The 21,644-nt window shown below is 72.3% G+C and carries 18 protein-coding genes; 6 read left to right on the top strand and 12 right to left on the bottom strand.

Annotated elements, in window-relative coordinates; genetic code table 11:
* Positions 1–25: 25 nt before the first annotated feature.
* The gene (locus tag BM290_RS22730; protein WP_093617215.1) at positions 26–898 is read right to left on the bottom strand and encodes a cytochrome P450; all 873 of its coding nucleotides are present in this window, start codon (positions 896–898) and stop codon (positions 26–28) included.
* A gap of 33 nt (positions 899–931) precedes the next feature.
* Between BM290_RS22730 and BM290_RS22725 the strand changes: the two genes are divergently transcribed.
* Complete coding sequence (locus tag BM290_RS22725) at positions 932–1,507, top strand: IS607 family transposase (RefSeq protein ID WP_093617213.1); 576 nt, start codon at positions 932–934, stop codon at positions 1,505–1,507.
* The gene (tnpB, locus tag BM290_RS22720; RefSeq protein ID WP_093617211.1) at positions 1,504–2,883 is read left to right on the top strand and encodes an IS607 family element RNA-guided endonuclease TnpB; all 1,380 of its coding nucleotides are present in this window, start codon (positions 1,504–1,506) and stop codon (positions 2,881–2,883) included. Before BM290_RS22725 ends, tnpB begins: the two co-directional genes overlap by 4 nt.
* Here the strand turns inward: tnpB and BM290_RS22715 are convergent.
* The 8 genes from BM290_RS22715 to BM290_RS22680 form a co-directional block, all read right to left on the bottom strand.
* Positions 2,866–3,186, bottom strand: coding sequence for a cytochrome P450 family protein (locus BM290_RS22715; RefSeq protein WP_203778998.1), 321 nt, complete (start codon positions 3,184–3,186; stop codon positions 2,866–2,868). The two genes, tnpB and BM290_RS22715, sit on opposite strands and share 18 nt — an antisense overlap.
* Positions 3,187–3,327: 141 nt before the next feature.
* Complete coding sequence (eccCb, locus tag BM290_RS22710) at positions 3,328–6,942, bottom strand: type VII secretion protein EccCb (protein WP_177319850.1); 3,615 nt, start codon at positions 6,940–6,942, stop codon at positions 3,328–3,330.
* Between the two features lie 312 nt (positions 6,943–7,254).
* The gene (locus BM290_RS22705; protein WP_093617209.1) at positions 7,255–8,013 is read right to left on the bottom strand and encodes a cutinase family protein; all 759 of its coding nucleotides are present in this window, start codon (positions 8,011–8,013) and stop codon (positions 7,255–7,257) included.
* 104 nt (positions 8,014–8,117) lie between these two features.
* A complete protein-coding gene (locus BM290_RS22700; protein WP_093617207.1) occupies positions 8,118–8,894 on the bottom strand; it encodes an amino acid ABC transporter ATP-binding protein in 777 nt (258 codons plus the stop codon).
* A 1-nt stretch (position 8,895) separates the two neighbouring features.
* Positions 8,896–9,684: an amino acid ABC transporter permease gene (locus tag BM290_RS22695; RefSeq protein ID WP_239143174.1), complete on the bottom strand. Its 789-nt coding sequence runs from the start codon at positions 9,682–9,684 to the stop codon at positions 8,896–8,898.
* A gap of 2 nt (positions 9,685–9,686) precedes the next feature.
* The gene (locus BM290_RS22690) at positions 9,687–10,499 is read right to left on the bottom strand and encodes a transporter substrate-binding domain-containing protein (protein ID WP_093617203.1); all 813 of its coding nucleotides are present in this window, start codon (positions 10,497–10,499) and stop codon (positions 9,687–9,689) included.
* A gap of 61 nt (positions 10,500–10,560) precedes the next feature.
* The gene (locus BM290_RS22685) at positions 10,561–11,505 is read right to left on the bottom strand and encodes an NAD(P)-dependent alcohol dehydrogenase (protein WP_093617201.1); all 945 of its coding nucleotides are present in this window, start codon (positions 11,503–11,505) and stop codon (positions 10,561–10,563) included.
* 92 nt (positions 11,506–11,597) lie between these two features.
* Positions 11,598–12,677, bottom strand: coding sequence for a neprosin family prolyl endopeptidase (locus BM290_RS22680; RefSeq protein ID WP_239143173.1), 1,080 nt, complete (start codon positions 12,675–12,677; stop codon positions 11,598–11,600).
* A gap of 337 nt (positions 12,678–13,014) precedes the next feature.
* On the opposite strand from BM290_RS22680, the gene BM290_RS22675 reads away from it, so the two are divergent.
* Together BM290_RS22675 and BM290_RS22670 are read left to right on the top strand one after the other, a co-directional pair.
* A complete protein-coding gene (locus tag BM290_RS22675; RefSeq protein WP_093617197.1) occupies positions 13,015–13,263 on the top strand; it encodes a hypothetical protein in 249 nt (82 codons plus the stop codon).
* Between the two features lie 69 nt (positions 13,264–13,332).
* Positions 13,333–14,352: an SGNH/GDSL hydrolase family protein gene (locus BM290_RS22670; protein ID WP_093617195.1), complete on the top strand. Its 1,020-nt coding sequence runs from the start codon at positions 13,333–13,335 to the stop codon at positions 14,350–14,352.
* A 1-nt stretch (position 14,353) separates the two neighbouring features.
* Here the strand turns inward: BM290_RS22670 and BM290_RS22665 are convergent, their stop codons facing one another.
* The gene (locus BM290_RS22665) at positions 14,354–15,910 is read right to left on the bottom strand and encodes a GGDEF domain-containing protein (protein WP_239143172.1); all 1,557 of its coding nucleotides are present in this window, start codon (positions 15,908–15,910) and stop codon (positions 14,354–14,356) included.
* Positions 15,911–16,129: 219 nt separating this feature from the next.
* Between BM290_RS22665 and BM290_RS22660 the strand changes: the two genes are divergently transcribed.
* Positions 16,130–16,927, top strand: coding sequence for an alpha/beta fold hydrolase (locus BM290_RS22660; RefSeq protein ID WP_177319849.1), 798 nt, complete (start codon positions 16,130–16,132; stop codon positions 16,925–16,927).
* A complete protein-coding gene (locus tag BM290_RS22655) occupies positions 16,924–19,098 on the top strand; it encodes an AfsR/SARP family transcriptional regulator (protein WP_239143171.1) in 2,175 nt (724 codons plus the stop codon). The genes BM290_RS22660 and BM290_RS22655 overlap by 4 nt, the downstream gene beginning before the upstream one ends.
* On the opposite strand, the gene BM290_RS49955 is transcribed toward BM290_RS22655, so the two are convergent.
* Together BM290_RS49955 and ilvC are read right to left on the bottom strand one after the other, a co-directional pair.
* Positions 19,029–20,594 (bottom strand): alpha/beta fold hydrolase, encoded by a 1,566-nt coding sequence (locus BM290_RS49955; RefSeq protein ID WP_239143170.1) that lies wholly within the window; start codon positions 20,592–20,594, stop codon positions 19,029–19,031. The genes BM290_RS22655 and BM290_RS49955 overlap by 70 nt on opposite strands.
* The gene (gene ilvC, locus BM290_RS22640) at positions 20,591–21,625 is read right to left on the bottom strand and encodes a ketol-acid reductoisomerase (protein ID WP_093617515.1); all 1,035 of its coding nucleotides are present in this window, start codon (positions 21,623–21,625) and stop codon (positions 20,591–20,593) included. The genes BM290_RS49955 and ilvC overlap by 4 nt, the downstream gene beginning before the upstream one ends.
* Between the last annotated feature and the right edge of the window lie 19 nt (positions 21,626–21,644).

The following is a 21,644-nucleotide window of genomic DNA, read 5'->3' as shown; positions in this document are numbered from 1 at the left end:
CCGCCGAACCGGTTGACCGGCAGGGTCACGTGAGCAGGACCGGGAGGGCGGCCAGGCCGCGGGCGCGGAACGACGGCAGCCACGGCAGGTCGGCGGCGGGAACGGCCAGGCGCAGGGCCGGGAAGCGGCGCAGCACGGCGCCGATGGCGATCTCCAGCTCGATGCGGGCCAGCGGGGCGGCCACGCAGTAGTGGATGCCGTGGCCGAAGCTGAGGTGGCCGGCGGCGCGGCCGGGACGGAACTCGCCGGGGTCGGCGAAGGTCTCCGGGTCGTGGTTGGCGGCGCCGGCCACGAGCAGTACGGTCTCCCCGCGCGGCAGCACGGCACCGGGCACCTCGACGTCCTCGGTGGGGAACCGGCGCAGCAGGACGGTCGCCGGTGGGTCGTGCCGGAGCAGTTCCTCGACGTCGAGCGGCAGGCCGGGGTGGCTCAGCATGGTCAGGATGCCGGTGCCGATGGCGTGGACGGTGTTCTCGTAACCGGCGAGCAGCAGCAGGAACGCCAGGGACGTCAGCTCGTCCTCGTCGAGCCGGTCGCCGTCGTCGCGGGCCGCGATCAGCGCGGAGAGCAGGTCGTCGGCGGGTTCGGCGCGTTTGGCGGCGATGAGCTGCTGCAGGTAGGCGTGGATCGCGCCGATCGCACGGGCGGCCGCGGCCCGGTCGCCGCCCGGCGGGAGCAGCATCGTGCCGGTCCAGTCCCGGAAGGCGTCGCGGTCGGCCGCCGGGATGCCGAGCAGCTCGGAGATGACGGTGACCGGCAGCGGGCCGGCGTAGTCGCGGATCAGATCGGCCTCGCCGCCGGGTGCGGAACGGGTGTCCACGGTGGCGGCGATGCGGTCGAGGAGGGTGTCCGCGGTCTGCCGGATCAGGGGGTAGGCAACTGTTGGCGGGTCATGCATCTTTAGCGCTCTTAGGGCAGCTATGGTGCTCGTGTGAACCTCAAGGAATGGGCGGCGTCGACCGGGATCGCGTACATCACCGCTCGGCGGCAGTACGCGGCCGGGACGCTGCCCGTTCCCACCTACCGGATTGGCCGTCTGATCATGGTTGGCAAACCGGTCACCGCGACGTCGGCCGGGACGGGGCAGATCGTGGTGTATGCCCGCGTGTCGTCGGCTGATCAGAAATCGGATCTGGATCGGCAGGTCGCCCGGGTCACCGTGTGGGCCACCGGGCAGAAACTCGGCGTCGACCGGGTGGTCACCGAGGTCGGATCAGCACTCAACGGGCACCGGAAGAAGTTTCTTGCGCTGCTTCGTGATCCGGCCGTGTCGACGATTGTGGTTGAGCACCGGGACCGGTTCGCCCGGTTCGGCGCCGAGTACGTCGAAGCCGCGCTGACCGCGCAGGGACGGCGCCTGCTGGTGGTCGACCCGGCCGAGGTCGATGACGACCTAGTCCGCGACGTGACCGAGATCCTGACCTCGCTCTGCGCCCGCCTGTACGGCCGTCGCGCCGCGAACCGTGTTCGCCGGGCCGTCGAAGCCGTGACCGAGGACCCGGCGTGAAGACGATCCAGGCGTACCGGTTCGCCCTCGACCTCACCGCCGGTCAGGAACGCGACGTGCTGGCGCACGCCGGTGCCGCCCGGGTCGCGCACAACTGGGCTCTGGCCCGGGTCAAGGCGGTCATGGACCAGCGGGCCGCCGAACGATCTTACGGCGTGCCCGACGAGCAGTTGACGCCGTCGCTGTCCTGGTCCCTAGCCGGTCTGCGTAAGGCATGGAACGCGGCGAAACCGCAGGTTGCGCCGTGGTGGGGCGAGGTGTCCAAGGAGGCTTTCAACACCGGCCTGGACGCCCTGGCCCGGGGGTTGAAGAACTGGGCCGGCTCCCGCAAAGGCACACGGGCAGGACGGCCGGTTGGGTTTCCCCGGTTTAAGTCCCGCCGCCGCACCACACCGTCGGTGCGGTTCACGACCGGGGCGATCCGGGTCGAGCCGGACCAGATACACGTGGTTCTCCCGAGGCTGGGCCGGTTGAAGCTGCACGAGTCAGCCCGCAAACTGGCCCGCCGCCTGGACAACGACACCGCGCGGATCATGTCCGCGACCGTGCGGCGCGACGGCGGCCGGTGGCACGTGTCGTTCACCGTCGAGGTCGAGCGGGCCGAGCGCACCCCGGCCCGGCCCGGATCGGTGGTCGGTGTGGACGTCGGGATCAAGCACCTTGCGGTGCTGTCCACCGGGGAGCTGGTAGACAACCCGCGTCACCTCGTGGCCGCGCAGCGGCGGATGCGCGCTCTCGGCCGGGCACTGTCACGCAAGACCGGCCCCGATCGGCGTACCGGGCGACGGGCATCGAAACGCTGGGAGCGTTCGGCTGCCCGGCTCGGCCGCGCGCACGCGCGAGTGGCGAGCCTGCGCCGTGATGGCCTGCACAAGCTCACCACCCGCCTCGCGGCCGAGCATGGCACGGTCGTGGTGGAAGACCTCAACGTGACCGGCATGCTGGCCAACCGCAAGCTGGCCCGGCACATCGCCGACGCCGGCTTCGCCGAGATCCGTCGGCAGTTGGCGTACAAAACCTCGTGGAACGGCGGCCGGTTGCTGGTGGCTGACCGCTGGTATCCGTCCTCGAAAACCTGCTCGGCATGCGGCACGGTGAAAACCAAGCTGGCCCAGCACGAGCGTGAATACCAATGCGCGGCGTGCGGCCTGGTCATCGACCGGGACCGCAACGCCGCACTGAACCTGGCCGCCCTCGCGGCCGAGTTCGACACCGCCGGGAGTGGCCCGGTGGCAGCACGTGGAGCCGACCAGAAGACCCGCGCAAGCGGGCAGGTGGCCGTGAAGCGTGAACCCGGCACCGCACCAGCGGGTCAGACCGGGACCGTCCTACCGCAAGGCAGGACTACCAACCGTGTGCTAACTAAAGCGCACTGAGAGGTAACGGCGCAGACCCTCGACGCGGCCTGGGGTGAACGCCTGCGAGACCAGGCGCCGGATGCGGGTGTGGTGGGGCGGGTCCATGTTGAGCAGGTTCGCGTCGAGGGCCGGCGGCAGGGAGAAACCGCGCCAGGAGCCGTCACCGTTGGCCTTGTCGACCGACAGACGCGGGTCGGCGAGCAGCGCGCGGACGTCGGCGTAGCGGGTGACCAGCCAGACCGGGGAGCCGTCGGGCAGCTGCGTGCGGCGGGGCGGGGCGTTGCCGGTGAGCTGTGCGTGGAGGTTGCCGGGGACTGTCATGAGGCCTGCCTTCCCCGCGGATCGTGCATAGAAAAGGCCGGGCATCCACGGGGGAAGATGCCCGGCCTTTCACTGCAAATCGAACCACATGCATCGTCTTTGCGCTACCGGAGCGCGCTTCTTTGATCGATTCCAGTCTCGCTATGCCGGGGTGTCGGGGTCGCTCCAGGCGGTCTGGACCAGGGTGACGTCGTCGCTGCGGCGCACCAGGAAGCCCCGGCCGGGCGGCTGTGGGCTTGGTCGCACACTGCCGAAGAGGCGGCCCTCCTCCCGGTCGCCGGACATGATCAGCGCGGGTACGGCCAGTTCGCGGAGGCGGTGCAGCAGTGGCTCGTACATGGCCCGGCCGGCGCCGCCGGAACGCCTCGCGATGATCAGGTGGAGGCCGATGTCGTGGGCGTACGGCAGCAGCTCGGCGAGCCGGGCCAGGGGGTTGTGGCCACCGGCGCTGACCAGGTCGTAGTCGTCGACCAGGATGTACAGGTCGGGACCGGACCACCAGCTGCGGTTGCGCAGCTGCTCGGCGGTGACGTCGGGGCCGGGCAGCCGCCGGGACATGGCGGCGTGGATCGACTCGATGTTGTCGGCCAGGTGCTGGCTGGTGGTCGCGTGGACCAGCAGGTGCTCGCCGTCGATCGCGCCGCGCAGGCCCCGCCGGTAGTCGACGAGCACCAGCCGGGCCTCGGCCAGCGAATGGGTCGCCACGACGCCACGGGCGATCAGCCGCAGCAGGTTGGTCTTGCCGCACGCGCCGTCGCCGAAGATCACCAGGTGCCGGTCGGCGGCCGGGTCGAGGGAGACCGGCGCCAGGTTCGCCTCGTTCAGGCCGATCGGCAGGCCGGGTGCGCCGGCCAGGTCAGCAGCCGGGATCAGGGCGGGCAGCAGCCGGACCCGCGGCGCCGGGTCGTCCGGCCAGGCCGCCTTCACCTGACCGGCGAGGTCGGTGACGCCCTCGGCGAGGTCGGACACGTCGGTGGAGCCGTCGATGCGGGGCAGGGCGGTGAGGAAGTGCAGCCGGTCCGGGGTCAGGCCGCGGCCGGGCGCTCCGGCGGGGACGTCGGCGGCGGCGCGGCGGTCGATGACCGAGTCGCCGGGCTCGCCGAGGTGCAGTTCGAGCCGGGCGCCGAACAGCGGCTGCATGGCGGGGCGGACGTCGGCCCACCGGCCCGCGCTGACCACGACGTGGACGCCGAGGCCGGGGCCGCGCAGGGCGATCTCGATGACGGCCTGCTCCAGTTCCTCGAAGTCGCGGCGCAGCGTCGCCCACCCGTCGATGACCAGGAACACGTCACCGAACGGGTCGTCGGTCACCTCGCCGGACGCGCGGCTGCGCCGGTAGGCGGCGATCGACTCGATCCGGCGCGCATCGCGGTCCTCGATCAGCTGCGCGACCTCGGCGACGATGCGGCGCACGGTGTCGCCCTCGGTGCGGGCGGCGACGCCGGCCAGGTGCGGCAGGCCGTCGAGGCGGTGCAGTCCCCCTCCGCCGAAGTCGAGGCAGAAGAACTGCACCTCGCGAGGGCTGTGGGTGAGAGCGAGAGCGCTGATCACGGTACGCAGCAGGGTGCTCTTGCCGGACTGCGGGCCGCCGGCGACGGCCAGGTTGCCGATCTCCAGGACGAACGTGTCGCGGCGCTGCTCGAACGGCCGGTCGACGACACCGAGCGGCACGGTCAGTCGCCCGGCGCCCGGCCAGCTCTCGGCGACCAGGCCGCGGCCCTCGACGACGTGCAGGTCACCGAGCAGGTCACCGAGGCTCGCCGGGTCGGTCAGCGGCGGCAGCCACACCTGGTGCGCGGGCCGCCCGTGCCCGGCGAGCCGGTCGACGATCACCTCGGCGACGCTGCGCCGGTCATCACCGGGACGGCCGCCGGGGACATAGGCGTCAGCACCGGCGTCGAAGGCGGCCGCGCCCGGAGAGGCGCCGGGAACGTAAGCGCCGGAGACATGGGCGTCAGGTTCGGCGTCAGGAACGTAAGGGCCGGAGACGTAGGCGGCACGGAACGCAACGAGCGGGCCGTCGCCGGCCTTCAGCAGGCCGGTTCCCGGCCGCCGGGGCAGGTCGTAGGCGTCGGGGACACCGAGGGCGATCCGGCTCTCGGTGGCGGAGAAGGTGCGCAGGGCGATGCGGTACGACAGGTGGCCGTCGAGGCCACGCAGGCGGCCCTCCTCCAGGCGCTGCGCGGCGAGCAGCAGGTGTACGCCGAGCGCCGCCCCGGTCCGGCCGATCTCGGTGAACAGGTCGGCGAGGTCCGGGCTCCGCTCCAGCAGCTCGGTGAACTCGTCGCAGATCACCAGCAGCCGGGGCAGCGTGATCCCGTCGTCGAGCGCCCTCTCGCGGCGGGCCAGCTCACCGGCGAGGGCGTCGTGGAGACGGGCGACGGCGGCCGGCTCGTCGGTGTGGCCCATGATCGCGCTGATGTGCGGCAGCTTCTCGAAGGTGGTGAAGGCCGCACCGCCCCGGTGGTCGACCAGGACGAAGGTGAAGTCCTCGGACCGGTTGATCACGGCGAGGGCGGTGACGACGGTACGCAGCAGCTCGCTCTTGCCGGAGCCGGTGGCGCCGACGACGAGGCCGTGCGGGCCCATGGTGTCCAGGTCGAGCTCGACGACGCCGCCGTCCGGTGCGAGGCCGAGCGGCAGGCGCAGCCCGTCGCGGCCCCGGCGGACGGTGGTGGGGTCGAGGTCGGCGAGATCACCGAGGCTCAGGAGGTCGGTCAGCTCGTTGCGCAGCGGCGGCGGCTCCGCGACCAGCAGCGGGGATGAGGACTCCGCGACCGGCGGCACCGAGGGTGAGGGCTCCACCACCGGCGGCACCGAGGGCGAGGGGTCCACGACCAGCGACGGGTCTTCGGGGATCGGTGGCAGCGGCTCGCGATCCGGCGAAAGGTCCTCGTAGGGCGCCACCGGAGGCTCTTCGAGGGCGGCGGGAACGGAGGGACCGGACGTAGCGGAAGGACCCGCGGTGGCGGCGGAGGGGTCGGAGAGGTGGTTGAGGGCGATCTCCTGCGCCGTACGCTCGGCCTGCATCGTGGTCAGGGCGTCGGGGCGGCCCAGCGAGGTGATCCACAGGCCGGTGTCGACGGTGAGGGACGACGGGGCGACGTCGAGTCGTAGCAGGGAGCGCGCGTCCTCGTACCACCGCGGGTTCTGATCCTCGGTCGGCGGACCGGAAAGCTCGACCACCGTCATGGTCTGCGGGATCTCGGCGGGGCGGGCGGCGCCGTCCAGGACGACCACCACGGGCGTGGCCTCGGCCGCGAGGGCCTGATCGAGATCGGTCATGGAGTCGAAGACGAGGCGCCCGCCGGTCGGGTCGGCGCGGGTGTGCGGCAGCCACAGCACCCAGTCCCAGCCGGCGCGCCGCTCGGGGGCGGCGACCACGGCGAGCCGCAGCTCGTCCGGCGAGTGCAGGGTGGCGAGCTGGGCGAGCACGGCCCTGGCCAGGCCGGTCACCGGCTCCCGGTCGCCGCGCAGCAGCAGCCGGCGGAACTCGCGCAGCCGCACCGCCACCGGCAGGCCCGGCAGCGGCCCGGTGGCGGCCGGCGCGGCCTCGGGGAGGACGAGGCCGGCCGGCAGCCGGTGGCTGTCGACGGCGATGCGGACCTCGGCGAAATCGTCGTCGCCGGGCCGTCGCTCCCACATCCGCGGGGAGGCGGCCACCGACGCGAGCGTGTCCGGCTCGGGATGCCGCCACAGCAGAGCGGTCCGCTGCTGGGCGAGGAACCGCAGGTGGTCCCGCGACTCCAGCAGCATCTCCGCACCCGGTGGCGGAGGCCCCGCCTGACGTGGCGGACGTCGGAACACCTCAGCACTCACTGTGCGCCTCCCGCGAATCGACGCCCATCGTAAGTGCTGACCGGCGCGGCCGCCCGGTCGCGTTCCGTCAGCCGTCGCTCACCGGGTGAAACGGCTTCGGGGCGATGCGCGGCGCGGCGCCGCGGGCGGCGGCCGCTGGGGCGGGAGTTTGCCGAAGAGGGTACGGCCGATCCGGGCGTGCGCCTCTCGCTCTCGCTCCATGCGAAACCGGTGAACCCGCAGCAAGGCCCACCGGCTCCGCGAAGAGGGTCAGCCGACCTTTCCGGCGGCGAACTCGGCGGCCTGCTGGACCGTGCCGTTACGCGGGTACGCCAGGTGGGCCGCGAAGTTGTTGCCGCCACCGCAGACCGGATCGCCGTTGTTGCAGAACTCCTTGGCCTTCGGGCCGAACTCGGCGCTGCTGCCGGCGATGGTGCGCCGCTGCAGCCCGAGCGGGTTGCCGAAGACCACCACCGCGGACACCCGGCCGGTCAGGTCGGCGTCGATCGCCTCGCCCGCCGTCCCGGCGCCGCGGATGCCCATCGCGATGTCGGTGACGCTGGCGCCCTGGGAGTAGCCGCCGATGACGAACTGTGTCTCCGGGCAGGCCGCGGCGACCGATGCGATGTGCTGGCTCATGTTCGTCGCGCCGGGGCCGGCGCTGCGCTGGTTGGCCGCCGCCGCGTAGACGACCGCGAACGAGCTGACCGTCCTGCCGGGCAGCTCGGAGGCGAGCGCCTGGGCCAGGGGCCGGCCGACGATGCCGAGGCCCTGCGGTTCGCCGGTGCCGCGGGCGAAGACGAGCTGCACGTCGGTGCAGTCGCCGTTGCCCGCCGCGGCGCCGCCGCCCGCGTTGTTGCCGGCTCCGGCGTTGTTTCCGGCGCCCGCGTTGTTGCGGGACCCGAAGAACCCGAATCTGCCGAAGCCCGGGGTGGTGGCGGCGAACGCCTGGGGCGTCACCACCGCCCCCGCGACGACGACCGCCGCACTGATCCCGAACAGCACGACACGCCTACTCTTTGTAGCCATCTGCCTCACCCTTTCCGCCATGGGTATGCGGTGTGGGGTACGGCGGGAGCTGCGGGAAGGCTCAACGGCCGCCGTTTCGCGCGACGGCCGTCTCAGATTGCCCGTCACTCCTTGCGCTGGACGCCGATCTCGTTCTCACTGACCCGGGCCGGTTCGAGAACCCGGTGCAGGAAGGTGCGGGTGCGCTCCTCACGGGGCGAGCCGAACACCTCGGCCGGCGGCCCCTGCTCGACGACGACACCGCCGTCCATGAACACCACCCGGTGGGCGACCTCACGCGCGAACGCCATCTCGTGGGTGACCACGAGCATGGTCATGCCCTCGGCGGCGAGCCCGCGCATGACGGCGAGCACCTCGCCGACGAGCTCCGGGTCGAGGGCGCTGGTCGGCTCGTCGAAGAGCATCAGCTGCGGGTCCATGGCCAGGGCCCGCGCGATGGCGACCCGTTGCTGCTGCCCGCCGGACAGCTGCGCCGGATAGGCCCCGGCCTTGTCGAGCAGGCCGACACGGGACAGGTTGGCGGTGGCGACCCGCTCCGCCTCGGCGCGGCTGCGCCTGAGGACCCGCCGCTGGGCGATCGTCACGTTCTCCCGCACGGTCAGGTGGCCGAACAGGTTGAACTGCTGGAACACCATGCCGATCCCGCGGCGTACGGCGTCGATGTCGCAGTCCGGGTCGGTGACCTCGGTCCCGGCCACCCGGATCGTGCCGGACGTCGGCTCCTCCAGCAGGTTCACGCAGCGCAGCAGCGTCGACTTGCCCGAGCCGGAGGGCCCGATGACGCACACCACCTCGCCGGCCTCGACGGACAGGTCGATGCCGCGCAGCACCTCCAGGGCGCCGAACGACTTGTGCAGGCCGCTGATCTCGATGGTCGACATGTCACCTCTCCTTCCGGGCACGGCGTTCCAGCCCGCGGACCAGCTGCGACAACGGCAGGGTGATCACCAGGTAGAGCAGGCCGGCGACCACCAGCGGGGTCGGGTTGACCCGGGTGTTGAGGCTGTCACCGGCGAACTTGGTCAGCTCGATCGTGGTCGAGGTGACACCCAGCACGTACACCAGGGAGGTGTCCTTGGTCAGCAGGATGATCTCGTTGGTGAGCGGCGGGATGACGATCCGGAACGCCTGCGGCAGGATGATCGAGACCATCGCGCGGGGGTGCGACATGCCGAGGGTGCGGGCGGCCTCCAGCTGTCCCTTGGGGACGGCCTGGATGCCGGCGCGGATGGTCTCGGCCATGTAGGCGGCGGCGGTCAGGCCGAGGCCGACGGTCACCGAGCCGTAGACGCCGCCGGGGATCTCCCGGTCGGGGAACGCCAGGGGTACGCCGTACCCGACCATGAAGAGCACGAGCAGGGCCGGCAGTCCCCGGAACAGCTCGATGTACGCCGTCGCGAACCACCGGTACGGCAGGATCGACGACAGGCGCATGAGGGCCAGCACGAGCCCCAGGGTCAGGCCGAAGACGAAGGCCAGCAGGGTGTAGACGATCGTGTTGCGCAGCGCCACGGTGATCGCGTCGGGGAACATGCTCCGGGCGACGTCGAGCCGGAAGAACGCCTCGGACAGGCGCCCCCAGTCGGCGGCGGCGGCCACGGCGACGAGGACCGCGGCGAACAGGACGTAGCCGGCGACACGGAAGACCTGCCGCCGGCGTCGTGGACTCATGCTCATGCTGCGGGCTTGGCCCCGATCCAGGTGGCGTAGAGCTTGTCGTACGTACCGTCGGACTTGGCCTTGCTGATGGCCTCGTTGACCGCCTTGAGCAGCGCCGCGTTGCCCTTCTTGACGGCGAAGCCGTACTGCTCGCCGGTGTCGAAGCCGGCGGCGACGGCGACCTTGCCCGGGTTGGCCTTGATGTACTCGTTCCAGACCGGCAGGTCGTTGACGGCCGCCTCGACCTGGTTGGTCGCGAGCGCCTGCTGCAGCGCGGCCAGGTCCTTGAAGGAGACCACCTCGATGTCCAGCTTCTTCTCGGCGACCTGGGCCTTGATGTAGTCCTCGCCGGTGGTGCCGCCCTGCACGCCGAGGCGCTTGCCGGCCAGCTGCTCGAGGGTCGTGACCTCCTTGCCGGTGACCACGGCGAGCGCCTGGGTGGCGTCGAAATACGGGTCGGAGAAGTCCAGGACCTTCTTGCGCTCGTCGGTGATCGTCATGCCGGCCGCGGCGACGTCACACTTGCCGGAGTTGAGGTCGGCGCCGGACTTGATGCCCTCGAACGGCGTGTCCACGATCTCCTGGGTGACGCCGAGCTTGGTGGCGACCAGGTCGATCAGCGCGACGTCGAAGCCGACCACCTTGCCGGCCGTGTCCTTGGACTGGAACGGCGCATACGGCAGGTGGGTGCAGGTGGTCAGCGCCCCGGTCTTGATCAGCGGCACACCGCTCGCGGTGGTGCCGCCGGTGTCCTCCTTGGCGCAGCCCGTGATGGCCAGCGTCATGGCGGCCGCGAGAAGCGCCGCCTTTCCCGTGCGTCCCAGCATGTCTCGTCTCCCCGGCCATTCCCTATCGGACCACAAGAGAATAGTCCAGGATGGTGCACTTCTACGGTCGCGGGATGATCACGACCTTGCCGAGAGCCCGTCCGGCGCCGACGTGTTCCAGCGCCGCGGGCACCTGGTCGAGGGTGAACGTGCGGTCGATGTGGACGGCCAGGTCACCGGCGACGCACCGGTCGGCGACCGGGGTGAAGTGCGCCGGTCCCGGCTTGACCGCCAGCACGCCGAGGCGGCGGCCGGTGAGACGGCCCAGGGCCAGCACGCGCAGCAGCGTCCGCGTCGATCCGCCGACACAGCGATAACGGCCGCCGGGGGCCACCGCCCGGCGGTAGGCGAGGACGGAGCGGTGGGCGACGAGATCGAGGATCAGATCGTACGGTCCGGTACGGGTGAAGTCGTCGCGCCGGTAGTCGATCACGTGGTCGGCGCCGACCGTACGCATGAAGTCGAGCTTGTCGCCGTTGTCGACGCCGGTCACCTCGGCGCCGGCCGCTTTGGCGAGCTGGATCGCGAAGGCGCCGGAGCCGCCGCCCGCGCCGTTGATCAGGACGCGCTGCCCGGGCCGCGCGCCGGCCACGCCCTGCATCGCGATCACGCCGGCCTGCGGGATCGTGGACGCCTCGGCGAACCCCAGCTCCGGCGGCTTGTGGGCGAGCATGCGCTCGGGAGCGACGGCGTACTCGGCGAATCCGCCCTTGAGGGCGAGGTTGTCGCCGTACACCTCGTCACCGGCCCGGAACCGGGTGACGCCGGGCCCGGTCGCCTCCACCCGGCCGGCGATGTCCGAGCCGAGGACCGGGCGGGCCGGGGCGCGCAGGCCGCCGAGCCGGGAGTAGAAGGGGGTGCCGCGCAGGGTCTCCCAGTCGCTGAGGTTGATCGAGGTCGCGGCGACCCGGATCAGCACCTGGCCGGCGGCGGGCGCCGGGACGGGGAGGTCTTCGAGGCGCAGCACGTCAGGCGGTCCGTACCGGTCGTGGACGACGGCTCTCACCCGCCCGACCGTAGCAATCCGGCGCCCGGGTGCGGCCCGCCCCGATGCCCGCTCCGGGACGGGAGCGGGCATCGGTCCTCCGGCCGGCCGGGTCAGCAGGCGCCGTCTCCGCCGTAGCGGAAGGTTCGGCCGCTCAGTTTGGCGACGTCGTAGTGGGGGCTGGTGCTGCGGACGTACAGGTCGACGGCGGGGCCGTTGATGTAGCTGACGCTGCCGATGCGGGCCGCCGAGCTGTTGGTGGCGCCGTTCAGGCCGTTGCCCATGTCGGTGCAGGGCAGCAGGCTGATGCCGGCCACCTCGCCGAAGGCCTGGATCATGCCGCTCTGGGTGAAGTTCCCGGACCACAGGGTGCCCGGGAAGTAGCCGACCCACTCGGTGTCGTAGGCGATCCACCACGCGCCGCTGTAGTACTGGATGCCGAGCCGCTTGGTGGCGTTCTCCGGGAGCGTGTCCCCGGGGCTGATGTTCGCGCTGTACTGGACGAAGCCGCAGCCGTTGTAGCAGGTGGGCACGCCGTTGACCCAGTGGTAGACGAACAGGTGCGGGTCGGAGTCGCCGTTGACCAGCCGGTCCACGGTCCAGCCGACCTCGACGATCTGATTTCCGTTGCTGGACTGCACGGCCAGCTCGGCGAGGGTGTGGAAGTCGGTCAGGGCCAGGCTGGGCTTGTTGATGGAGAAGTTGGCATAGGCACCGTCAGTAACCGCGGCCTGGGAACCGACGTTGTAGTGGAAGAGAACGGTCTGGTCGGCCTGCTTCGCCTGGCTCGCCGGGTTCACGGCAGGCGGCTTGGGAGGAATGAGTTCGGTCGACGTCGATCCCAGGACGCCGGATCGGGAGGAGTTCCCTTTCGGGGCGTATTCGCCGAGGCCCCCCTCGGGCTCGTCGTCGGGCGCGGCCGCGTCCAGGCCGGCCGATCCGAGTTCCTGGCTGCTGGCGCCGTCGGAGCCGGTCTCCAGGTCGTTCGGCGTCTGTCCCCAGGGCAGCGTCGGCGGCGGGCTGAGCTCCGGCTCCTCGGACTCCTCCGGCGCCGGGGACCCGGTGGACGAGACGCTGGGGGCCGGCTCCGGGACCTCCTCCGCTCCGGCGTTCATCGTGGAGGCCAGCCCTATGGAGCCGGCCACTACGGCGACCAGGGCGACGGCGAACGGTGCTCGACGTGATTTCGACACTTGTCAGTCCTTCGGTCTTTCGTCGGATGCCGGTAATCCTGTCTCGGCGGCGCGGGTCACCGTATAGCGCCCGAGCAGCGCTCAGGAATAGCCCGGCAAGCCTTCTTCAATGGATTATTCGAATGGGTTAGTACGAACCGTCGAGCCGTCTCGTAGAAAGCCCCAACCTGGCTTCACCTGCGACGATGAGAAATGTTCGGGTCTGTTGTGACATTGCCGCACCCGTCGCACAGATCCACTCGACCGTGCCCCTTCCGAGCGATTACTGAAAGAGCCGTAAGAGCTTACGGTTCTTTCCAATCGTGGCGCTGTGCAATCACCGGAAGGTAGCCGTACCGTGAAGGTCATCTCTGTTTCTCTGATCCGCCGGCCACTGTTCGCGGTCACCGCCGCACTGCGCTGGCTGCACCGCAGGCGAAAAGCGGCGCCCGCGCCGGCCCGGCCCGCGACACCACCCGCCGCACCGGCCGCGCCGGTCACCGTCCCGGCGCGGGCGCCGTCGAAGGCCGCCTACCGGGCGAACTCCGCCGCGCACCGGCTGTCCACACAGCCGTCGCCGACCCGCCGCTCGCCCGTGATGCATTGATTGACATCAATCGCCGCGCGAGTGACGATACGACCCTGACTGGGAGCGCTCCCGTCGAAAGGGGTCGTCATGCGAGGTCGTCTGCGCGCAGCCGTGCTCGTCGTCGCGCTGGTCACCGGCGGCCTTCTCGCCCCGTCGGCGCCCGTCCGGGCCGCGGCCGGTGACGGCACGCCGGGCGACCCCAACATCAGCTTCGCCGGGCGCTGGAACACCTCGAACGCCTCGGCCTACGTGCCGTACTGGGCCGGGGCCTACCTACGGACCGGTTTCACCGGCCGCACCGTGAAACTGCGTCAGCGCAACACCGTCGACCTCTGGGCCTCCATCGACGGCGGGCCGTTCACCGCCTTCAAGGGCTCCGGCACGATCAACCTGACCCCCACGGCGCTGGCCGCGGGCAACCACACGCTGATCGTCAGCTACCGGCAGGTGGCCGGCTCGTACACCGGCGACGCCGTCTTCCAGGGCCTCACCCTCGACGCCGGCGCGGCCACGTTCAAACCGCCCGCCCGGACCAGGCTGATCGAGTTCATCGGCGACTCGATCACCGCCGGGACGACGAGCAGCCAGCTGGCGGTCACCGGTTACGGCTTCAAGACCGGCGAACGGCTCGGCCAGAACCACACCCAGATCGCGATCGGCGGCATGTGCCTGTCCGAGACGTCCGACGGGTGCTGGGCGCACGAGACCCGCTACTGGATGGCCAGCGGCGGCCAGGCCGGCACCGCCGCCTGGGACTTCAGCCGCTACACCGCCGACGCGGTGGTGATCAACCTGGGCACCAACGACCGCAGCCACGGCGTGACCGGCCCGAACTTCCAGGCGAAGTACACCGCCTTCCTGACCCGGATCCGCTCGGTGTACCCGAACGCGAAGATCTTCGCGCTGCGCACGTTCATCGGCCGGTACGCCGCCGAGACGCAGGCCGCGGTGCAGGCCCGCGCCGGGGCCGGGGACACCGCGGTGTACTACGTGGACACGACCGGCTGGCTGCCCTCCGACGGCCTGAGCGACTCGGTGCACCCGAACGACAAGGGCCACCAGGCGATCACCGACCGGCTCGCCCCGGTGATCAGCGCGCGCCTGTAGGTCAGGCCGCGGCGGCGGCCAGCTGGTCGCGGCCGGAGCGTTTGGCGACGTACAGGTGCGCGTCGGCCCGGTCGTACAGCTCGCGGCCGGCCTCGCCGGGGCGGCACGCGGCCAGGCCCATGCTGAGGGTGACCTTCAGGCCGGGCATGATCGTGTTCCAGTCGCGGGCCTGGATGACCCGGCGGATCCGCTCGGCGACCTTGCGGGCCTCGGCCTCGCCGGTGGCCAGGAACAGGGCGAACTCGTCGCCGCCGAAGCGGATCGCCACCTCGTCGTGACGGCAGTGCGAGCGCAGCACCGCGGCGATCTCGCCGAGCACCCGGTCGCCGACACCGTGCGAGTAGCGGTCGTTGATGTCCTTGAAGTGGTCGACGTCGATGAGCAGCAGGGTGCCGCCGTCGACGACGGTGTTGATCCGGCGGTCGAACATCCGCCGGTTGCCGAGGCCGGTCAGCGCGTCCGAGGCGGCGGCCAGGTCGGCGGAGGTCCGCGCCGCCTCCAGCTCGACCCGGCGGTACGCCTGGCGCAGCATGGTGCGCCGGTCCAGCCGCAGCTGCCACAGCGCCTCGACGTGGGTGCGCAGCGCCTCCAGCATCGCCTGGGTGGCCTCGCCGGGCACCTCTAGGGCGGCGGTGACCGCCAGTTCGTACTGGAAGAGCAGCCGTTCGGCCTTGAGGGCGGCGAGCTGCAGGCCGGCCCGGAACTCGCGGTGCGCGGCCCGCCACTGGCCGGTGGCGCGCATGGCCAGCCCCTGCGCCAGGTGCAGCAGCCGGGACTCGTGGTGCTGGCCGGCCGCGTGCATCCGCGGCAGCAGCTCGTCGATGATGGCCAGCGCCTCGTCGATCCGGCCGCTCTTGGCGTGGCAGACGGCCAGCAGCGCGGTGCCGAGCGGCGACTCCAGGCCCTCCTTGAGCCAGAACTCCAGGACCGCCGTGCTCCTGCTGATCAGTCCGGCCGCCTCCTCGTCCCGGCCGACCTGCTCCAGGCGCAGCGCCCACTCCACCCACAGCTCGGTGTGGGTCAGCTCGGCGGCCGACCGGTACAGCACGTCCGGCGAGTCGAACGACTCCAGGCAGCGGCGCATCGCCTCGTCGGAGAGTTCGAACAGGTCGGCGCTGCGGGCCGCCTCGCCCAGCGACGACATCGCCGAGAAGTAGCGGGGCCCCTTGCGCGGCGCCACGTCCAGCAGCGCCATCGCGCTCGCGACGTGGTGCAGGCCGTCGTCGATGCGGCCGAGGTGGATCAGCACCCGGGCGACGTCGGCGAGGATTTTGGCATCGGTGGCTTTGGGGCCGCCCAGCGACTCCTGGTCGGCGATCAGCTCCTCACCGATCTGCAGCGCCTCGTCGAGGCGGCCGAGCGCGTTCAGCGCGTACATCCGCCCCAGCCGGCTGATCCGGTGCGTACGCCGGTCGCCGAGCTGCGTCAGGATCGCCTCGGCCTCGTCGGCGGCGCTCAGCGTCTCCGTGTGGTGACCCCGGATCGTCAGGTCGTGCACGTGCAGGGCAAGGCCTGCGTAGGCGCCGTACGGCGACACCAGCACCGGCAGGCGGTTCATCGGCAGGCCCCATTTCCCATGGCCCTACCGTCGGCCGCGCGGCCCCCGATGTGAGGTTCCGGGCGCTGTCTTAACTGATGCGGGTGCCGTGCGAGCGGGCCTCGTGCGGGAATTCCCCGGGTGGCAGGCTCACCGGTCGCCGCCGTGCACGGACCATCCCCGGCGGATGACCGTACGTGATCAAGTGTTCCTCCACTCGTGTCGGGCATGATCGACGGCGTGACGCGAACGGAGAGCCGGCACGTGGTCCGGGTCGGTGACCTGTCGCTGGTCTGTCATGTCCGCGGGCGTGGTCCCCGATGCGTGGCGCATCCGGCCGGCCCCGGCATGCACTGGGAGTACCTGCGGATGCCGCTGGCCGAACGCGACCACACGATGATCTACGTGGAGCCGGCCGGCACCGGGGCGTCCGGCTCGCTGCCCGACGGGGCCGCCTACGACCTGGACACCTACGTTTCTCACCTGGACGCGGTGGTGCGGGCGTTCGCCGACGAGCCGGTGTTCGTGCTCGGGCACGGGCACGGCGGCTTCATCACGCAGAGCTATGTGGCCGGGCTGCCGGACGGGGTGGCCGGCCTGATCCTGTACGCGACCGGCCCGGTCGCCGACGCGCAGATGCTGGCGCAGGCCCGCTGGAACCTGCACCGGGACGCGGACGAGGACGTGCACGACGAGGAGTCGGCGACCCGGCGGCTGCGCGGCGTGCTGCCGTCGCACTTCGCGCACTACCGGGAGCGGGAGGCGGAGTTCGCGCCGGTGGTGGCGGCGGTCCGGTGCTGGCCACGGCCGGCGTCCGACTTCGCCGCCGTGGACCTGCGCGGGCGGCTCGCGTCGATCACCGTGCCCACGCTGATCCTGGCCGGGGCGCGGGACGTCGTGTTCGGGCCGGAGGCGGCGGCCGCGCTGCGGGCCGGGGTGCCCGGCGCGCGGGTCGCGATCTTCGAGGACAGCGGCCGGTTCGCGCATCTGGAGGAGCCGCAGCGGTTCGCGCATCTGCTGAGGGAGTTCACCGGTTGACCGGGCTGCGACTGCAGATCATGGGCCCGCTGCGGGTGTGGCGCGGCGACCTGGAGATCGATCTGGGGCCGCGTCAGCAGCGCTGCCTGCTCGCGGTGCTGCTGGCGAACGTCGGCCATCCGGTGAGCGTGGCGGACCTGACCGCGTCGATCTGGGGCCTCAGCGCGCCGCCGAGCGCCGTGAACGTCATCCACAAGTACGTGGGCGCGCTGCGTCGTCTGCTCGAACCGGAGCTGGCGTTGCGTACCCCCGGCTCCTATCTGTTGCGCACCGCCGGCGGATATCGCCTCGCGGCCGGGCCGGAAGTCCTCGACCTGGCCGCGTTCCGCGAGCTGATCGCCGAGAGCCGGGCGCTGGACGGCACGGACCGGCCCGGGGAGGCGCTGGACCGCTACGCCGACGCGCTGCGCCTGTGCCACGGCCCGGCCGGTGACGCGCTGGCCGAGAGCGCCGGGGCGGCGGCCACGTTCGCGGCGATCGACGGCGAGTTCTGTGACGCGGCGATCGCGGCAGCCGACGTCGCGTTCCGGTTGCGGCGGCCCGCGCCGGTGCTCGGGCCGCTGCGGCTGGCCGCCACGCTGGGCACCCTGAACGAGTTCGTGCACGCCCGGCTGATCACCGCGCTGGCCATGGCCGGGCGCCAGGCCGAGGCGCTGAGCACCTACCGCACCATCCGGCAGCGCCTCGCCGACGACCTCGGCATCGATCCCGGCCAGACTCTGGAGGAGGCGCACCGGCGGGTGCTCACCCAGGATCTGCCCGCGCCGGCGGACAGCCCTCCGGGCCGGGAGATCCCCCATCTGGTACGCCCGGCGCAGCTGCCACCGGATCTGCCGTCGTTCGCGGGCCGCGCCCCGGAGATCGCCACCCTCGACACGCTGGTCGCCGGGATGGACCGTGACGGCCGTACCGCCCCGCTGATCGTGGCGCTCGACGGGATGGGCGGCGTCGGCAAGTCGACCCTGGCCGCGCACGTCGCGCACCGGCACGCCGGCCGGTTCACCGACGGGCAGCTCTATCTGGACCTGCGCGGCGACCTCGACGACGAGGATCTGCTGGCCGGGGACGCGCTGGCCGCCCTGCTGTACGGGCTGGGCGTGCCCACCGCGCAGCTGCCGGGGACGTTCGACGCGCGGGTGGGCGCCTACCGCAGCCTGACGGCGGGCCGGCGGATCCTGGTGCTGCTGGACAATGTGCACGATCCGGCCCAGGTCCGCCCGCTGCTGCCGAACTCGGCGCACAGCCTGGTGCTGCTGACCAGCCGCAGCCCGCTGCTGGGGCTGGCCGCCTTCGACGGCGCGCACCTGCTCCGCGTCGACGTGCCGGATCCGGCGTCGGCGCAGGAGTTGGTGCTGCGGCGGCTTCCCGGCCCGGCGCCGGCGGACCTGGTGGACGAGATCGCCGAGCTGTGCGGGCGGCTGCCGCTGGCCCTGGCGATTCTGGCCGCGCGGCTGGCCGCCCGGCCCACCCTGTCACTGGAGTCGGTCGCCGCCGAGCTGCGCGACAGCGACCGGCGGCTGCAGGCCTTCCCGGCCGGCACCGGGACGCCCGACCCGCGTACCGCGTTCGCCTGGTCGTACCGGCAGCTCAGCGCGGGTGCGGCCCGGCTGTTCCGGTTGCTGTCGGCGGCGTTCACTCCGGCGGTCACCGCCGGGACGGCCGCCGGGCTCACCGGCGACGATCCGTCCCGTACCCGGTCCGATCTGGAGGAGCTGGCCGCGGCGGCGCTGATCGACGAGCACGACGACGGGCGTTTCGTGGTCCATGTGCTGGTCCGGGCGTACGCCGAGGAGCTTCTCGACACGGTGGACGGCCCGGCCGAGCGGGAGGCGGCGGTGGGCCGGCTGCTGCGGCATTACCTCGACGCGGGCCTCGACGCGCAGGCGGCGCTCGCACCGGCCGGGACCGGATCGGTCCCGGCCGGCACGCGACCGGACATCCCGGTCACCGTGGAGCGGGCCGCCGCCTGGTTCGCGGGACACCGGCAGGAGCTGACCGAGGCGGTACGGGTGGCAGCCGACCGTGGTGACGCGGACACCGCCTGGTCGCTGGCCGGTGCTCTGCGGCTTGCGCACCCCTCGGTCGCCGGCGACGCCGCCCGCTACGTGCGGGCGTCACTCCAGTCGAGACCGAACGCCGCCCCGGGCTCCAGCACCGCCCCGTCCGCGTAGGCGAACGCGAACCGGTCCTCGCCGAGCGCGGCGACGGCGGCGTCCCGGGCCCGGCTAAGCTCCACCGCGTCGTCGGGGTCCGGCACCTGCCCGATCGTGGCGTAGGCGCTGTCGGTGAACCCGATCATCCGGGCCGCCCGGGTGTGGTCGCCGTCGGCGGCGGCCAGCGCGGCGGCGGCGATACCCAGGTAGGGCACGAACGAGCGCCAGCCGTTGGCGAACACCCGCTGCCCGACCTCGGCGAACAACTCCCGTGCCAGGTCCACGTCGCCGCGGCGCAGCTCGACGAAGGCCAGGTTGTAGAACTCCGAGTTGACCACCTCGGGCCGGTTCAGCTCGTCGTTGAGCTCGATGCTGGCCAGGTAGCGTTCCCGGGCCAGGTCGAGGTCGCCGGCGAGCCGGGCCACCGCGGCGAGCACGTGCCGGGGCCGCTCCTGGAGGGCGCGGTCGCCGGTTTCCACGGCGATGTCCAGGGCGGCGGAGGCCAGCCGCTCGGCGGCGGGCAGGTCGCCGTCGCGCAGGGCGAGACGGGCCAGCGCGTACAACGCCTCGACCCGCCCCGCCGGCTCGCCGTCCCGCCGCAGCTCCTCCTCGGCCAGCCGCCGCGCCTCGGCGGTGTCCCCCCGCCGGAACGCGCCGCGCACACCGGCCCGGAAGCTCTCGTCGCGCAGCTCGCGGACCGCGGCGGCGAACGCCTCCGGCTCCTCCAGGTGCCCGAAGTGCCCGCTGTCCGGCAGGATCACCAGCCGGGACCCGGCGATGCCGTCGTGCAGCATCGCCGCCCACCCGGGTCCGCAGATGAAGTCGTGCCGACCGGTCACCACCAGGGTCGGCGCGGTGATCTCCGGCAGTCGCGGCCGGAAGTCGACAGCCGTCGAGTCGACGTCGACCGGCCACGACCGGATGCCGGCACGCAACGGCTCGAACTCGGCGCGGCGTCCCCAGAAGTCGGCGAAGTACACCGGCAGGACGGCGCTCATCCACGCCGACTTGGCGGCCTCGGTCTGCTCCGTCGGGGGCTCCTCCAGGGCGGCGGCCGCGGCCGCCGCCTCCGGGATCTCCGGGTGACGCCGCGGGTAGGCGGCCCCCTGCCGGGTGCCCTCGGCCCAGAACGCGGCGTCGGTGACCGGGGTGGAGCTGTAGAGGACGAGCCCGGCGACCCGGTCGGGGTGGCGCAGCGCGTACCGCTGGGCGACGACCCCGCCGTGCGAGTGGCCGAGCAGGTGCACGGCCGGGACGCCGAGGTGCTCGACGAGCCCGTGCAGCAGGTCGGCGTAGGTGTCGGCGTAGGTGGCGTGCTCCGGCAACGGGTCCGATGCGCCGGTGCCGGCCGGTTCCACGTACACCATGGTGAAGGTCTCCTCCAGCTGCGGGACCCGCAGGTAGGAGTACTCGACGCCGGGGCCGCCCGGGTGGACGATCATCACCGGGCCGTCACCGGCGACGTGGTACGCCAGACGCGTGCCGCCGACGGTGACGAAGCAGGTGCCGGTCATGCCGGGGCCGTCTCGCTGATCGGCCGGTTCACCCAGCTCATCATGGCCCGCAGCCGATCGCCGGTGATCTCGATCGGGTGTTCGGCGGCCCGCTCGCGGAACCCGGTGAGCAGCGGCCGCCCCGCGTCGTCGTCGGCGATCAGCTGCCGGGTGAACTCGCCGGAGCGGATGTCGTCGAGGATCCGCCGCATCTCCTCCTTGACGGCCGCGTTGATCACGCGCGGGCCGGAGACGTAGTCCCCGAACTCGGCGGTGTCCGAGACGCTGTACCGCATCCGGGCCAGGCCGCCCTCGTACATCAGGTCGACGATCAGTTTCAGCTCGTGCAGGCACTCGAAGTAGGCGATCTCCGGGGCGTAGCCGGCCTCGGTGAGCACCTCGAAGCCGGTCTGCACGAGGGCGCTGACCCCGCCGGCGAGCACCGCCTGTTCCCCGAACAGGTCGGTCTCGGTCTCCTCGGTGAACGTCGTCTCGATCACGCCGGCGCGGGTGCCGCCGATCGCCTTGGCGTACGACAGCGCCAGGGCCAGGCCGTCGCCGGTGGGGTCCTGCTCGACGGCGACGAGACAGGGCACGCCCTTGCCGTCGGCGAACTGGCGGCGTACCAGATGTCCCGGCCCTTTCGGCGCGACCATCGCGACGGTGACGTCGGCGGGCGGCTTGATCAGCTCGAACCTGATGTTGAGGCCGTGGCCGAAGAACAGCGCCTTGCCGGCGGTCAGGTGCGGGGCGATCGACTCGGCGTAGATGGCACGCTGGGCGGTGTCCGGTGCGAGCAGCATGATGACGTCGGCCCAGGCGGCGGCCCCGGCGGAGGTCCGGACCGGCAGGCCCTGCTCCTCGGCTTTCGGGCGGCTCCTCGAGCCCTCGGGGAGGCCGACGACGACGTCGGCGCCGGAGTCACGCAGCGACAGGGCGTGCGCGTGGCCCTGGCTGCCGTAGCCGATCACCGCGACCTTGCGGCCCTGGATGATCGACAGGTCGGCATCGTTGTCGTAGTGGACGTGTGCGGCGGGGGGCGGATTGTTCACGTCCACCAGACGGGCCGTG

Source organism: Actinoplanes philippinensis, from assembly GCF_900113015.1.
Lineage (GTDB): Bacteria > Actinomycetota > Actinomycetes > Mycobacteriales > Micromonosporaceae > Actinoplanes > Actinoplanes philippinensis.
Note: the sequence above shows the minus strand (reverse complement) of the source record. Positions and strands in the feature narration are given on the sequence as shown.